The following is a 14,652-nucleotide window of genomic DNA, read 5'->3' as shown; positions in this document are numbered from 1 at the left end:
TCAGCAACGTTCTTACCACGGATAAGATCGATCACAAGACGTGCTTTACGTGCAGGGATTCGAACTGTCTTGGCAGTTGCTTTTGCTGATGTTACTTGTTCAGCCATGATTTATCCTCCCTTATTATTTCTTGCCTGTCTTCTTATCGTCTGCGGCATGACCATGGAATGTACGTGTTGGCACGAATTCACCTAATTTATGGCCGACCATATCTTCTTGGATATAAACCGGCACATGCTTACGACCATCATATACTGCGATTGTGTAACCAATAAAGCTAGGGAAAATCGTGGAACGACGTGACCATGTCTTGATCACTGATTTCTTTTCTTGATCAGCTTGTGCTTCAACCTTTTTCATCAAGTGTTCGTCGACGAAAGGTCCTTTTTTCAAACTACGACTCAAAGTATGTCCTCCTTTCGGAACAATAATCGCATAAAATTTACGCGATTAGGAGATTATTTCTTTTTGCGACTACGTACGATAAATTTGTTTGACTTAGCTTTCTTAGAGCGAGTCTTAAGACCTGTAGTCTTCTTACCCCATGGAGACATTGGAGATGGACGACCAACAGGAGCTTTACCTTCACCACCACCGTGTGGGTGATCGTTAGGGTTCATTACAGAACCACGGCTTTGTGGACGCTTGCCCAACCAACGGGAACGACCAGCTTTACCGATGTTGATAAGTTCGTGTTGTTCGTTACCAACAGCACCGATCGTAGCACGGCATGTAACTAAGATCATACGAACTTCACCAGAAGTCAAACGAACGATTGCGTATTTGCCTTCTTTACCAAGTAATTGAGCTGATGTACCAGCAGAACGAACCAATTGGCCACCCTTACCTGGTTTTAATTCGATATTGTGGATAACTGTACCAACTGGAATATTTTCCAATGGCAATGCGTTACCAACTTTGATATCAGCATCTTTACCGGATTGAATTTTTTGGCCAACTTCAAGGCCTTTTGGTGCAAGGATGTATGATTTAACACCATCAGCATAAACAACTAATGCGATGTTAGCAGAACGGTTTGGATCATACTCGATTGCTTTAACTGTTGCAGGAACATCGTCTTTAATACGTTTGAAGTCGATCAAACGGTATTGACGTTTGTGTCCACCACCACGGTGACGAACTGTGATATGACCGTAAGAGTTACGACCAGCTGTCTTACTCTTGGATGCAAGCAAGGACTTTTCTGGGGTTGTTTTTGTGATTTCAGCGAAATCTGAACCAGTCATATTACGACGACCGTTAGAGGTTGGTTTGAATTTTTTGATCCCCACTATATTTCCCTCCTATGAATTGATTTAAAATTTTATTCTTCGTTGAATAATTGAATATCTTTTGATTCTGGTTTCAAAGTAACGATAGCTTTACGACGCTTACGTGTGTAGCCTTCGTAACGACCCATGCGTTTCTTTTTACCTTTAACGTTCATGATGTTAACTTTAGCAACTTCAACTTCAAAGATGTCTTCAACAGCATCTTTAACTTGTGTCTTGTTAGCACGTAAGTCAACTTCAAATGTGTAGCGTTTGTTGTCCATTTCATTCATAGAAGCTTCTGTGATGATAGGACGTAAGATTACATCGCGTGATTCCATTATGCAAGAACCTCCTCTACTTGAGAAAGAGCTCCTTTTGTGATGACCATCTTGTCGCTATTTACGACATCTAATACGTTCAAGCCTTTAGCTGGGATAACTGTTACGTTAGCCAAGTTGCGTGCAGCTAATGCAGCTTTTTCGTTGTCATCTTCAAGAACTACTAAAACTTTTGATTTAACATCTAAGTTGTTCAAAACTTCTGCAAATGCTTTTGTCTTTGGAGCGTCGAAGTTCAATGTTTCAACAACTACCAAACTATTGTCCAATACCTTTTGAGAAAGGACGGAGCGGATAGCCAAGCGACGCACTTTACGTGGAAGCTTGTAAGCATATGAGCGAGGTGTAGGACCGAATACGGTACCACCACCAACCCATTGTGGTGAGCGGATAGAACCTTGACGAGCACGACCTGTACCCTTTTGACGCCATGGCTTGCGACCACCACCGCGAACAGCACTTCTGTTCTTAACTGCGTGTGTACCTTGACGAAGTGATGCACGTTGCATGATCACAGCATCAAAAACAACACTTTCATTTGGTTCGATACCAAAAACTGCATCGTTCAATTGAACATCGCCGTTTTGTGTACCGTCTTGATTAAATAATGCTACTGTAGGCATGTGTATTTTTCCTCCCTTCCTCTAATTATTTAACTGTACTCTTAATTGTAACGAATGACTTGTTAGCGCCTGGTACGTTACCCTTGATCAAAAGTACGCCATTTTCTGTATCAGCTTTAACGATTTCCAAGTTTTGGATCGTAACTCGTTTGCCACCCATACGTCCTGGTAATAACTTACCTTTCATAACACGGTTGATGATAACACCCATCGAACCTGGTCGACGGTGGTAACGAGAACCGTGAGCCATTGGTCCACGACTTTGACCCCAACGTTTGATATTACCTTGGAAACCATGTCCCTTGGACGTACCTGTTACGTCTACGATGTCGCCTGCTTCGAATAAGTCTGCCTTAACTTCGTCACCGACTTTGTATTCTCCAAGCTCAACATCGCGGATTTCACGAACGAAGCGCTTAGGAGCAGTATTTGCTTTTGCTGCATGACCTTTAGCAGGTTTGTTAGCATTCACTTCACGTTGGTCATCAAAACCTAATTGAACAGCTTCGTAACCGTCGTTTTCAACAGTTTTAACTTGTAACACAACGTTAGAACCAACTTCAACAACTGTTACAGGAACTAATTCGCCGTTTTCAGTGAAGACTTGTGTCATACCTACTTTTTTGCCTAAGATTCCTTTAGTGGTCATGAGTACACCTCCAATTAATTTTTATATTTTAATGTAATTTATTATAATTTGATCTCGATATCAACACCAGATGGTAAGTCAAGTTTCATCAATGAATCAACTGTCTTTGGTGTAGGATTTACGATATCGATCAAACGCTTATGTGTGCGCATTTCAAATTGTTCACGAGAATCTTTGTATTTGTGTGGTGAACGAATAACCGTGTAAATTGTACGTTCCGTTGGCAACGGAATAGGACCGGAAATTTGAGCACCTGTTCTCTTAGCTGTTTCCACGATCTTGTCAGCGGATTGATCTAAAATGCGGTGTTCGTATGCTTTCAAACGAATACGAATTTTTTGTTTTGCCATTATGTTACCTCCCTCGTCTATTTTAAAAATAAGACTAGCTCCGTGAAAATTCCCGTCACGCCTGTGGCAAAGCTCCCGGGTGTGTCGCAACCTTTCACATCATAGCTCATTTAAAATATAAAACAACTGAATTATGCACTTGTCCCTTGCACAAGTACTTTTCTATATTATTACAAACAAAAATACAAATCAAGTATTTTTTGAAAATATTTTTGTGAAAGCGTTATTTGTTTTTTACTTTACAACTAGATCACTTTTCTTCTATTATAATAGAAAAATATACACGAGGTATCTTAACATGAAAAAAGCTCTACTCATTATCGATTACACTAACGACTTTATCGCCGATAACGGTGCGCTCTCTTGCAAAGAATCCGGCCAAGCTATCGAAGAATCTATCATTAAATTAGCTGATGCCTATCTAGCTAACAGTGACTATGTTATCTTACCGACCGATACACACCAGTTAAATGATAAGTACCATCCTGAAAGCAATTTATTCCCCCCACATAATATAGAAAAAACTTGGGGACACCAACTTTACGGTAAACTGGCAAAGTGGTACCAAAACAATCAAGATAATGAATTGGTCTGGCAATACTCCAAGGATCGGTATTCCAGCTTCCAAAATACAGGCTTGGATAACTTTTTACGCACTCACAAGATCGAGACGCTCTGTTTGACTGGGGTCTGCACTGACATTTGCGTCTTGCATACCGCCGTAGACGCTTACGACCTAAACTACGCCCTTGAGATCCCTAAAAATGCTGTGGCTAGCTTTGATCAAATCGGTCATGAATGGGCTTTACGTCATTTTGAAAGTTCTTTAGGCGCAAAAGTGTACTAAAAAATAAAACAGCATGTGATGTTAGTTTAAAACTAGCGCTCATGCTGTTATTTTTATGTTATTCAATATTTAGGAAGTTTATCTTTAGTATACAATTATAGAAGATTTTAAATTACATTTTGTATCGCCATATCCCGTTGTTCTTTTTCCATTATAGCCAATATGACCAACTAAATGACTTCCACTACTTATTTTGTCTTAAAATTTGAGAGACTTATCCCAATTTTTTAAATAACATCCACCTCTTATTTGAACTTCCAGATCAACTTACCTCATTTCTTTGATGCATTTATCTGCCTAATAATTCTCCAATCTACTAGTGATATTGTCTAAATCTTTAGGATCATTTATCACTGGAGCAAGATCTATTTTAATAGTTTCTGTGATCTTCCTCCAAATCTTTTGTTTTTCCGATATAATACGCTGTTTGCCCCTCTTTATCATTAACAGTATTTTTAAGCATTTAGTTTAAATCTTTCCTTTTACCTTGCACAAAAAACTTAAACTTCTTAAAATTAGGTTGTACCAAGAAGAGAGAAGGTCATTAATTATGTACTATAATGCAGCACTAGTGCTTGAGGGTGGCGCCATGCGTGGGCTCTACACTTCGGGCATCCTTGATGTTTTACTAAAAAAAGATATTCAATTTAAAACCGTGATCGGCGTTTCAGCTGGCTCTTTGAGTGGCGCTAATTACGTTTCCAAACAATACAAGCGAACCTACAACATCAATACGCAATACCGTGATGACAAAGAATATATCTCAATGGCTAATGTACTCAAAAAAGAAAGCATCATCAACCTTGATTTCTTATTCGCAGATCACGGACCGACTTGGCATAACTTTGATGCAAAAGCATACGAACGCTCGGAGACTAATTTTGTGGTCGTAGCGACTGAATTGACAAGCGGAAAAGCTGTTACCTTTAATAAACCAAAACCAGGCAAACCATTTGTGAATGCTTTAGAAGCTTCATCTTCTATGCCTTTTATCTCAAAACCAGTCCAAACAGTCAAAGGATTATGTCTAGACGGCGGGATCGCTGATTCGATACCTTATGATCTAGCACAACAAGCAGGTTTTGATAAGATCGTAGTCGTCAGAACTAGAATGCGAGATTACCGCAAAAAACCAACTAGCTTTGCCCTTCAAAAGCTCTATCACCGCCATTTCAAAACTTATCCTAACTTTGTCAAAGCTGCGATCGCACGCCCAGAAAATTACAATAAGTCGGTCGAAACCTTGAACCAATTAGAAAAAGACGATAAGATCTTTGTTTTAGCACCAGAAACACCTGTTAAAGTCGGCCGTTTAGAACACAACATCAAAAAACTCGATGAACTCTATCAAGTAGGAACTGCTGACATGGAAAATAACTTCGATAAAATGATCGCTTATTTAGAAAGCTAATTTTATGTATCACAAAAAGACCGCTGGGATAATCCCAACGGTCTTTTCTTATAACATCAATTGTAATTAAGCGTTGCCGCCGTTTTTCTTGATGATCTCTTCTTGGATAGCCTTTGGCACTGGTTCGTAGTGATCCATTGTCATTGTAAATGTACCACGACCTTGTGTTGCAGAACGCAATGTTGTTGCGTAACCGAACATTTCGGACAATGGAACAAATGCGTTAACAACTTGTGCGTTACCACGAGCTTCCATACCTTCAACACGACCACGACGAGCTGTCACGTGACCCATAACATCACCCAAGTTGTCTTCTGGAGCAACAACTTCGACTTTCATGATAGGTTCAAGAATTACAGCACCAGCCTTGGATGCAGCGTTACGCAAGGAAAGTGATGCAGCGACCTTAAATGCAGCTTCAGAGGAGTCAACATCGTGGTAGCTACCATCATATAACTTAGCCTTAACGTCGATCAATGGATAGCCAGCCAAGACACCATTTTGCATAGCTTCCTTCAAACCTTGTTCTACTGAAGGGATGTATTCACGAGGAACAACACCACCGACGATAGCATTTTCAAATTCGAAGCCTTTACCTTCTTCGTTTGGTGTAAATTCGATCCAAACGTCACCATATTGACCTTTACCACCAGATTGGCGAACGAACTTACCTTGTGATTGTACTTGTTTTGTGAATGTTTCACGGTAAGCAACTTGTGGTTCACCAACAGTAGCTTCCACGTGGAATTCACGCTTCATACGATCAACGATGATATCCAAGTGCAACTCACCCATCCCAGCGATCAATGTTTCGCCTGTTTCAGGGTTTGTTTCAGCCTTGAATGTAGGATCTTCTTCAGCAAGTTTTTGTAAAGCAACGTCCATCTTATCTTGGTCAGCCTTAGATTTTGGTTCTACAGAAACTTGGATAACTGGTTCTGGGAATTCCATGGATTCAAGGATCAATGGGTGCTTAGGATCTGTCAAGGAGTCACCTGTTGTTGTGTCCTTCAAACCGATAGCAGCAGCGATATCACCAGAGAATACTTCAGCGATCTCGTTACGGTGGTTAGAGTGCATTTGCAACAAACGACCTACACGTTCACGCTTGCCTTTTGTAGCGTTCAAGACGTATGAACCAGCTTCTAAAGTACCTGTGTAAACACGGAAGAATGTCAAACGACCAACGAATGGGTCAGTTGCGATCTTAAATGCTAAACCAGCAAATGGCTTGTCATCATCAGCAACAAGTTCAACAACTTCGTCTGTATCTGGGTTTGTAGCGTTATATGGCTTAACATCTAATGGAGATGGTAAGTAATCATTAACACCATCAAGCATCATTTGAACACCTTTGTTCTTGAAGGCAGAACCAGCAAAAACAGGGTATACATCTAAGCTAAGTGTAGCTTGACGAATAGCTTTCTTGATCTCTTCTTTAGAAATTTCTTCCCCACCAAGGTATTTTTCCATGATGTCTTCATTAACATCAGCTAATGCTTCGATCATTTCTTCACGGCGAGTTTGTGCTTCTTCTAAGTATTCTTCTGGAATATCAACTGTTTCCCAGCTAGCACCGGAAGCATCTTCATCATAAAGATCAGCTTGCATTTCAACCAAGTCGATAACACCTTCGAATTGATCTTCAGCACCGATAGGCATTTGAACTGGCAATGGGTTTGCTTGCAAACGGTCCTTGATCGTGCTTACAGAGTAGTCAAAGTTAGCACCGATCTTGTCCATCTTGTTGATGAATACGATACGTGGAACACCGTATGTTGTAGCTTGACGCCATACGTTTTCTGTTTGTGGTTCTACACCAGATTGAGCATCCAAAACAACTACCGCACCGTCAAGAACACGTAATGAACGTTCTACTTCGACAGTAAAGTCAACGTGTCCTGGGGTGTCGATGATGTTGATCCGGTTGTCTTTCCATTGCGCTGTTGTAGCAGCAGATGTGATCGTGATACCACGTTCTTGTTCTTGTTCCATCCAGTCCATTTGTGAAGCACCATCGTGTGTTTCACCGATTTTGTGGATCTTACCTGTGTAATACAAGATACGTTCGGTCGTTGTTGTCTTACCAGCATCGATGTGAGCAACGATCCCGATGTTACGTGTTTTTTCCAATGGGAATTCACGCTTGTTTGCCATTTGAGATTTCTCTCCTTCCAAAAATAAAGATAATAGTAGTTCTTTTTTCAAAAAAATGACTACTATAAGATTTACCTATCTAAATCATATAATAGTCATCCTAAAATTACCAGCGATAGTGTGCAAATGCGCGGTTGGCTTCTGCCATCTTGTGTGTATCTTCGCGCTTCTTAACTGATGCACCTGTATTGTTAGCAGCGTCCATAATTTCTTTAGCTAAGCGTTCTGGCATTGTGTGTTCCCCACGTAAACGTGAGTAGTTAACTAACCAACGCAAACCTAATGTTGTACGACGTTCTGGACGAACTTCGATCGGAACTTGGTAGTTAGAACCACCGACACGGCGAGCTTTAACTTCCAAAACAGGCATGATGTTCTTCATTGCTTCTTCGAACACTTCTAATGGATCGTTACCTGTTTGTTCCTTAATAATATCAAAAGATTCGTATAAAATTTTTGATGCAGTCCCGCGCTTACCGTCTAACATCAAACGGTTGATCAAGCGTGTAACCAATTTTGAGTTGTAAATTGGATCTGGGAGCACTTCGCGTTTTGCAACGGCACCTTTTCTTGGCATCTAAAATGACCTCCTCAAATTCTAGCTACTTCTTCGTAATTAAGTATTTTTTAGTTATTTATGTTTAATTATTTCTTAGGTTTCTTAGCACCATACTTGGAGCGACTTTGCATACGACCGTCAACACCGGCTGTATCTAAAGCACCACGAACGATATGGTAACGAACCCCTGGTAAGTCTTTTACACGACCGCCACGGATAAGAACAACACTGTGTTCTTGCAAGTTGTGGCCGATACCTGGGATGTATGCTGTAACTTCGATCAAGTTAGACAAACGAACACGAGCATACTTACGTAAAGCAGAGTTAGGTTTCTTAGGTGTCATTGTACCGACACGAGTTGCAACCCCGCGTTTTTGAGGAGCAGGATTGTTTGTTTGTACTTTCTTGTAACTGTTATACCCAAAGTTTAAAGCTGGGGAATTAGATTTTGAACCTTTAGACTTACGGCCCTTACGAACTAATTGGTTAATTGTAGGCATATCTAAAGCTTCCTCCTTCCTTGTCTCATGTATTATTTTTAAGTACACACATCCAGGAGTTTCTTTTTTGTGAATAAAAAAATAACGTCCCGATGTACGTCGTTTAAATGTGTGCTAACTTGCTCACAGCCAGCACGATCTTGGGACGACCCCAAGAGAACTGTTCACATAAAGCACCTTTTACAGATTACCACGTTTAAACAAGGAATGTCAAATAATATTTTCAAATTATGCACAATTTTTTTCAAAGGTTTTGCGTATCTATAAAGTGAGGAGCTACACCCTTAGGCTATCTGAGCTAGTCAATGTCATTACTCTCTTGTTAGGATATGGGAATACTAGCGTTGATGGTAGTAAATAAAATTAGGAAAGGAAAAGCTATATTTCTTTTTCAAATGTAATCATTTGATTACGTTTGTTCACGTTTTATATAGCAGGTTCTTATATGCTGATCACACTGATAACTATCTTAGGTTTATGTCTAGGGTCATTTGCGACCTGTCTAGCTTACCGCTCTAAATACCGATATTCATTGCTCTACCCGCATTCTTTTTGTGAAAATTGCCAGCATGATTTGACTTGGTGGCAACTAATCCCCGTCTTAGGTTATTTTTTACAAAAAGGGTATTGTCATTTTTGCCACCAAAAGATCTCACCCTTAAGCACCTACATCGAATTAGGTTTTGGCCTGTTACTGGGCAGTGTCTGCTATTTTTTACCATGGGAGATCTGGCCTAATTTCATTTTGACGAGTTTTTGGTTACTTTGCTTGAGTCTGGAAGATTGGCAAGATACGACTATTTCCCTTCACCTATTAGTATTAGGCGCCATCTGCTTACTAACACTTGCACCCTTGCAATTTTCCTTTACCCAAGTTGTTTTACTTAGCGTGCTCTTTTGGGCAAATTGGACTAAAAAACTTGGCTATGGTGATACCTTTGTTATCTTAGTCTTAGGGATAACACTAGGTGATCAAACTTTGACTAGCATTTTATTTATCGCCAGTCTAACAGCACTAATCTATGCCAAATACACTAAGCAACGTGCTCTTCCTTTTGTTCCCTTTCTGTCTTTGGGATATCTTTTGAGCTTACCTGTTGCTTTAGCTTGGGCTAAATTTTAAAAAAAGATAAGTTCAAGGGTCGATCCATGTAAAATCAAGCGGTTTCAATTATAATTTATAGTGTATAATGATATTTTTATATAGAGGTGAATTATTTATGAAACACAAAATTATTTTAGATACTGACCCAGGGATCGATGACGCTGTGATGATCTCAACTGCTCTGACCGATCCTAAGCTAGAGGTGGCTTTGATCACTACCGTTGCTGGTAACGTAACGGTTGATAAAACGACTAAAAATGCTTTAAAGCTAGTCGACTTTTTCAATAAAGATGTACCTGTAGCGGCTGGTGCGACTGACCCATTGATCAAAAAATTCGAAGATGCAGCTCGGATCCACGGTGAAAGTGGCATGGCAGGCTATGACTTCCCCGAACCAACAAGTAAGCCACTTGATTTGCATGCTGTCCAAGCTTTACATGAAACGCTCATGAACAGCGCAGAGCCGATAACTTTGATCACTACTGGAGCCTACACCAACATTGCCCTTCTACTGCGTGAATATCCTGAAGTCAAATCTAAGATCAAGCAGATCATTGCAATGGGGGGCTCATTAGGTCGTGGCAATATGACTAGTGCTGCTGAATTCAACGTCTTTACCGATCCACATGCTGCTCAGATCATGTATAGTTCTCAGATCCCACTTATCATGGTCGGGCTAGATGTTACTCTTACTGGCCGGATCAGTGATGAAACGACAGATAAGCTCAAACAATTTGGGCGTGCTGGTCAAATGCTCCATGATATCATCGGTCATGACTTTGACCATGATGAGACCGGAACAGCGATCCACGATCTTCAAACGCTCTTTTATCTCGAACATCCAGAAGCCTTTGAAACTAAAGACTACTGGATCGATATCGTCACAGAAGGCCCCGCAGTAGGTGAAACTGTGGCTGATATCCGTGGTGCCTATCATGATGGTAAAACCAATGCTAAAGTCTGTGTGGGTATCGATACTGTTGCCTTTAATCAATGGTTATTGGATAAGGTCAGCCAAAATATGCAAAATTAGCCCAAACAAAAAGCACCTCGCATTTTAGCGAGATGCTTTTTTAGTATGTCAGCGATGCTTAGTTTTCATCATCTGCTTTAACAGCAGCCATCGCTTCTTTTGCTTCAAGTGATTTTTCCACGTCGGAAATAGAGTAAACACTGTCAGAAGCAGTACCTACTTCTTCAGGAACGATATCACGGTACTTCTTCATACCTGTACCAGCAGGGATGATCTTACCGATGATAACATTTTCCTTCAAACCGATCAATGGATCGTTCTTACCACGGATAGCAGCATCAGTTAGGACACGTGTTGTTTCTTGGAAGGAAGCAGCAGATAAGAAACTGTTTGTTTCCAAGGAGGCCTTAGTGATACCAAGCAAGACAGGACGTGCTGTTGCTGGGATACCGCCATTGATCAAAGTATCAACGTTGTTATCCTTAAAGTCATTGATATCCATCAATGTACCTGGCAACATGCTTGTGTCACCGGGATCCATGATACGAACTTTACGCAACATTTGACGTGCCATAACTTCAACGTGCTTATCAGAAATTTCTACCCCTTGCATACGGTAAACTTTTTGAACTTCATGCAAGATGTAGTTTTCAGTCGATAAGACGTCACGCACTTTGATCAATTCCTTAGGATCGATCGAACCTACTGTCAAGGCTTCACCACGGTGAACATAGTCGCCTTCTTTTACTTTCAAGACAGAAGTAAATGGTAAGGAGTATGTTCTAGTATCTGTTTCACCTTGAACTGTAACTTCTTTTGTACGTTCAGCTGGATTTTCTTCAACTGATTGGATGACACCCGTAACTTCTGTGATCGTTGCACGACCCTTAGGATTACGAGCTTCGAAGATTTCTTGCACACGAGGAAGACCTTGTGTGATATCGTCTCCGGCAACCCCACCGGTATGGAAAGTACGCATCGTAAGCTGAGTACCAGGTTCACCGATAGATTGAGCAGCCACAGTACCAACTGCTTCACCCACTTCAACTTCATCACCAGTAGCCATGTTACGACCGTAGCAGTGTTCACAAACACCATGACGTGTGTTACATGTGAAGGCTGAACGGATCGTGACCATTTCAACACCAGCATCAACAACTTGTTGTGCCATCGTTTCATCGATCATAACATCAGCTGGAACGATAACTTCGCCTGTTTCTGGATGTTTAACAGCCTTCATCGTGTAACGGCCTAAGATACGATCGTATAATGGTTCGATCATTTCGTTACCTTCACGGATAGCTGTAACATCTAAACCACGGTCAGTACCACAATCTGTTTCACGAATGATAACATCTTGGGCAACATCTACCAAACGACGAGTCAAGTAACCAGAGTCAGCTGTCTTAAGCGCCGTATCGGTCATACCTTTACGAGCACCGTGAGTGGAGATAAACATTTCCATCACAGAAAGACCTTCACGGAAGTTCGCGATAACTGGAAGTTCCATCGTCTTACCGTTAGGAGCAGCCATCAAACCACGCATACCAGCGAGCTGAGTAAAGTTAGAGATATTACCACGAGCACCGGAATCACTCATCATTTGGATCGGGTTAGATGGATCCATCTTTTCAACTAGCTTAGCTTGGATGTCATCTTTAGCCTTGTTCCAAATAGCGATAACACGGTTGTAACGTTCGTCTTCTGTGATCAAACCACGACGGAATTGCTTAGCAACTGTCGCAACTTCTTTGTGAGCACGTTCAACGATCTCTGGCTTTTCATCAAGATCAGTAACGTCAGCGATACCCACTGTTAAACCAGATTTAGTTGATTCGTAGTAACCTAAGTCTTTCATACGGTCCAAAAGTTCTGCTGTAGCAGTAACTTTGTAGTCTTTGTAGACTTGAGCGATGATGTCTGATAAGAAACCAGACTTGAATGGTGCTACAAGATCAGCTTCAGCCAAATATTCATGGATATCTTGACCTGGTTCTAAGAAATACTTATCTGGCGTCTTGCCGGACAAGTTTTCTGTAGTTGGTTCGTTAAGGTATGGGAAATCTTCTGGCAAGATCTCGTTAAAGATCGCTTTACCAGCTGTTGTCACCAAGATCCGGTCTTTTTGCCAGTCTGTAAATGGTGTACCTTTAGCAGCCAAGGAAGAAGCTTGCAAACCAATACGTGTGTGCAAGTGCACGTAGTTGTTTTGGTAAGCTGTGCGAACTTCGTTGACGTCTTTGAAGATCATACCTTCACCTTCACGATCTTTTTCTTCGATCGTGATGTAGTAGTTACCGATCGTCATATCTTGAGATGGTGAGATGATCGGCTTACCATCTTTAGGTGCCAAGATGTGGTGTGCAGCAAGCATGAGCAAGCGTGCTTCTGCTTGAGCTTCATCAGATAATGGCACGTGGATAGCCATTTGGTCCCCGTCAAAGTCGGCATTGTAAGCTTCACAGGCAAGTGGATGCAAGCGCATAGCTTTACCGTCAACTAAGGTAGGTTCAAAGGCTTGGATACCCAAACGGTGCAATGTAGGGGCGCGGTTGAGCAAGACTGGGTGTTCTTTGATAACATCTTCTAAAACATCCCAGATATCATCGTCACGACGATCGATCTTACGCTTAGCATTCTTGATATTAGAAGCCATACCACGCTTAGTCAATTCACGCATCATGAATGGTTTGAACAATTCCAAAGCCATTTCATGAGGGATACCCATTTGGTTAAGTTTCAACTTAGGACCAACATCGATGACCGAACGACCAGAGTAGTCAACACGCTTACCTAACAAGTTTTGACGGAAGCGACCTTGCTTACCTTTAAGCATGTGAGATAAGGACTTCAATGGACGGTTACCAGGACCTGTTACCGGACGACCACGACGACCGTTATCGATCAAAGCATCAACAGCTTCTTGCAACATCCGTTTTTCGTTTTGCACGATGATACCAGGTGCATTCAAGTCGAGCAAGCGTTTCAAACGGTTGTTACGGTTGATAACACGGCGGTACAAATCGTTCAAGTCACTTGTTGCAAAACGGCCACCTTCAAGTTGGACCATTGGACGTAGATCTGGTGGAATAACAGGAATTGCATCCATTACCATCCAGTCAGCATGGTTACCAGAGTTCAAGAAGGCTTCCAAGATGTCCAAACGGCGAACGGCACGTGTCCGTTTTTGACCAGTTGCTTCTTTTAATTCTTCTTTTAATTCAGCACATTCTTTTTCTAGATCTACATCGCGTAAAAGTGTCCGGATAGCTTCAGCACCCATTGCTGCCTTAAAGCCATCCCCGTATTCTTCACGTTTTTCACGATATTCACGTTCAGTTAAGAGTTGTTTTCTTTCTAAAGGCGTGTCCCCACCATCAGTAACCACATAAGATGCAAAGTAGATGATCTCTTCAAGGGCACGAGGGCTCATGTCAAGCACAAGACCCATACGGCTAGGGATACCTTTGAAATACCAGATATGTGTTACAGGGGCAGCAAGTTCGATGTGACCCATACGTTCACGGCGAACTTTTGCACGTGTGACTTCAACGCCACAGCGGTCACATACAACGCCCTTATAGCTAACTTTCTTGTATTTTCCACAGGCACATTCCCAGTCTTTTGTAGGTCCGAAAATCCGTTCATCAAACAGACCGTCTTTTTCTGGTTTCAACGTACGATAGTTGATCGTTTCTGGCTTCTTGACTTCACCATAAGACCAGCTTCTGATCTTATCGGATGAAGCAAGGCCGATTTGCATGCTATCGAATTTATTGACATCGATCAAAGGACCGACCTCCCTTTCTTATTTTGAAATACGAGTGTTTACTACTTTTCAACTTTTGTTTCTTCTTCGGCTGGTT

Annotated in this window: 14 protein-coding genes and 1 pseudogene; 4 read left to right on the top strand and 11 right to left on the bottom strand. The window is 41.4% G+C overall.

Annotated features, from left to right (window positions below):
• The 7 genes and pseudogenes from Q9Q35_RS06160 to rpsJ form a co-directional block, all read right to left on the bottom strand.
• Positions 1-107: pseudogene (locus tag Q9Q35_RS06160) on the bottom strand (50S ribosomal protein L22); the annotation flags it as partial.
• A 16-nt stretch (positions 108-123) separates the two neighbouring features.
• Entirely contained in the window at positions 124-405 is a 282-nt protein-coding gene (rpsS, locus tag Q9Q35_RS06155) for a 30S ribosomal protein S19 (RefSeq protein WP_004050313.1), read from the bottom strand.
• A gap of 53 nt (positions 406-458) precedes the next feature.
• Positions 459-1,292, bottom strand: a complete 834-nt coding sequence (rplB, locus tag Q9Q35_RS06150; protein ID WP_004050315.1) for a 50S ribosomal protein L2 — start codon at positions 1,290-1,292, stop codon at positions 459-461.
• A 32-nt stretch (positions 1,293-1,324) separates the two neighbouring features.
• A complete protein-coding gene (gene rplW / locus Q9Q35_RS06145) occupies positions 1,325-1,612 on the bottom strand; it encodes a 50S ribosomal protein L23 (RefSeq protein WP_004050317.1) in 288 nt (95 codons plus the stop codon).
• Positions 1,612-2,235 (bottom strand): 50S ribosomal protein L4, encoded by a 624-nt coding sequence (gene rplD / locus Q9Q35_RS06140; RefSeq protein ID WP_010688178.1) that lies wholly within the window; start codon positions 2,233-2,235, stop codon positions 1,612-1,614. Before rplD ends, rplW begins: the two co-directional genes overlap by 1 nt.
• A gap of 25 nt (positions 2,236-2,260) precedes the next feature.
• The gene (gene rplC, locus Q9Q35_RS06135) at positions 2,261-2,884 is read right to left on the bottom strand and encodes a 50S ribosomal protein L3 (protein ID WP_304652600.1); all 624 of its coding nucleotides are present in this window, start codon (positions 2,882-2,884) and stop codon (positions 2,261-2,263) included.
• A gap of 41 nt (positions 2,885-2,925) precedes the next feature.
• Positions 2,926-3,234, bottom strand: coding sequence for a 30S ribosomal protein S10 (gene rpsJ / locus Q9Q35_RS06130; protein WP_025086710.1), 309 nt, complete (start codon positions 3,232-3,234; stop codon positions 2,926-2,928).
• 298 nt (positions 3,235-3,532) lie between these two features.
• Between rpsJ and Q9Q35_RS06125 the strand changes: the two genes are divergently transcribed.
• Complete coding sequence (locus Q9Q35_RS06125; RefSeq protein WP_304652599.1) at positions 3,533-4,081, top strand: cysteine hydrolase family protein; 549 nt, start codon at positions 3,533-3,535, stop codon at positions 4,079-4,081.
• A gap of 550 nt (positions 4,082-4,631) precedes the next feature.
• The gene (locus Q9Q35_RS06120) at positions 4,632-5,492 is read left to right on the top strand and encodes a patatin family protein (protein WP_304652598.1); all 861 of its coding nucleotides are present in this window, start codon (positions 4,632-4,634) and stop codon (positions 5,490-5,492) included.
• Between the two features lie 66 nt (positions 5,493-5,558).
• Here Q9Q35_RS06120 and fusA read toward each other — a convergent pair whose 3' ends face one another.
• The 3 genes from fusA to rpsL form a co-directional block, all read right to left on the bottom strand.
• Positions 5,559-7,649 (bottom strand): elongation factor G, encoded by a 2,091-nt coding sequence (fusA, locus tag Q9Q35_RS06115; protein ID WP_304652597.1) that lies wholly within the window; start codon positions 7,647-7,649, stop codon positions 5,559-5,561.
• 106 nt (positions 7,650-7,755) lie between these two features.
• Positions 7,756-8,226, bottom strand: coding sequence for a 30S ribosomal protein S7 (rpsG, locus tag Q9Q35_RS06110; RefSeq protein WP_004050334.1), 471 nt, complete (start codon positions 8,224-8,226; stop codon positions 7,756-7,758).
• 68 nt (positions 8,227-8,294) lie between these two features.
• Positions 8,295-8,708 carry a 30S ribosomal protein S12 gene (rpsL, locus tag Q9Q35_RS06105; RefSeq protein WP_004050336.1) on the bottom strand — a complete coding sequence of 138 codons (414 nt, stop codon included), beginning with the start codon at positions 8,706-8,708 and terminating at the stop codon, positions 8,295-8,297.
• Between the two features lie 445 nt (positions 8,709-9,153).
• Here rpsL and Q9Q35_RS06100 point away from each other — a divergent pair, with 445 nt between their 5' ends.
• The gene (locus Q9Q35_RS06100) at positions 9,154-9,831 is read left to right on the top strand and encodes an A24 family peptidase (protein WP_304652596.1); all 678 of its coding nucleotides are present in this window, start codon (positions 9,154-9,156) and stop codon (positions 9,829-9,831) included.
• Between the two features lie 97 nt (positions 9,832-9,928).
• Positions 9,929-10,846, top strand: coding sequence for a ribonucleoside hydrolase RihC (gene rihC, locus Q9Q35_RS06095; RefSeq protein WP_304652595.1), 918 nt, complete (start codon positions 9,929-9,931; stop codon positions 10,844-10,846).
• Positions 10,847-10,904: 58 nt separating this feature from the next.
• Here rihC and rpoC read toward each other — a convergent pair whose 3' ends face one another.
• Entirely contained in the window at positions 10,905-14,576 is a 3,672-nt protein-coding gene (rpoC, locus tag Q9Q35_RS06090) for a DNA-directed RNA polymerase subunit beta' (protein WP_304652594.1), read from the bottom strand.
• Positions 14,577-14,652: the final 76 nt, after the last annotated feature.

This window comes from uncultured Ligilactobacillus sp., assembly GCF_948826705.1.
In the GTDB taxonomy this organism is placed as follows: Bacteria; Bacillota; Bacilli; order Lactobacillales; family Lactobacillaceae; genus Ligilactobacillus.
The sequence above is the reverse complement of the archived record's forward strand: the minus strand, read 5'-3'. Positions and strand labels throughout refer to the sequence as shown.

What these genes read in the sequence shown, in the direction of transcription:
- rplW (WP_004050317.1), bottom strand. Translation starts at nt 1,612, where the DNA reads ATGGAATCACGCGATGTAATCTTACGTCCTATCATCACAGAAGCTTCT.
- rplD (WP_010688178.1), bottom strand. Translation starts at nt 2,235, where the DNA reads ATGCCTACAGTAGCATTATTTAATCAAGACGGTACACAAAACGGCGAT.
- rplC (WP_304652600.1), bottom strand. Translation starts at nt 2,884, where the DNA reads ATGACCACTAAAGGAATCTTAGGCAAAAAAGTAGGTATGACACAAGTC.
- rpsJ (WP_025086710.1), bottom strand. Translation starts at nt 3,234, where the DNA reads ATGGCAAAACAAAAAATTCGTATTCGTTTGAAAGCATACGAACACCGC.
- Q9Q35_RS06125 (WP_304652599.1), top strand. Translation starts at nt 3,533, where the DNA reads ATGAAAAAAGCTCTACTCATTATCGATTACACTAACGACTTTATCGCC.
- Q9Q35_RS06120 (WP_304652598.1), top strand. Translation starts at nt 4,632, where the DNA reads ATGTACTATAATGCAGCACTAGTGCTTGAGGGTGGCGCCATGCGTGGG.
- fusA (WP_304652597.1), bottom strand. Translation starts at nt 7,649, where the DNA reads ATGGCAAACAAGCGTGAATTCCCATTGGAAAAAACACGTAACATCGGG.
- rpsG (WP_004050334.1), bottom strand. Translation starts at nt 8,226, where the DNA reads ATGCCAAGAAAAGGTGCCGTTGCAAAACGCGAAGTGCTCCCAGATCCA.
- rpsL (WP_004050336.1), bottom strand. Translation starts at nt 8,708, where the DNA reads ATGCCTACAATTAACCAATTAGTTCGTAAGGGCCGTAAGTCTAAAGGT.
- Q9Q35_RS06100 (WP_304652596.1), top strand. Translation starts at nt 9,154, where the DNA reads ATGCTGATCACACTGATAACTATCTTAGGTTTATGTCTAGGGTCATTT.
- rihC (WP_304652595.1), top strand. Translation starts at nt 9,929, where the DNA reads ATGAAACACAAAATTATTTTAGATACTGACCCAGGGATCGATGACGCT.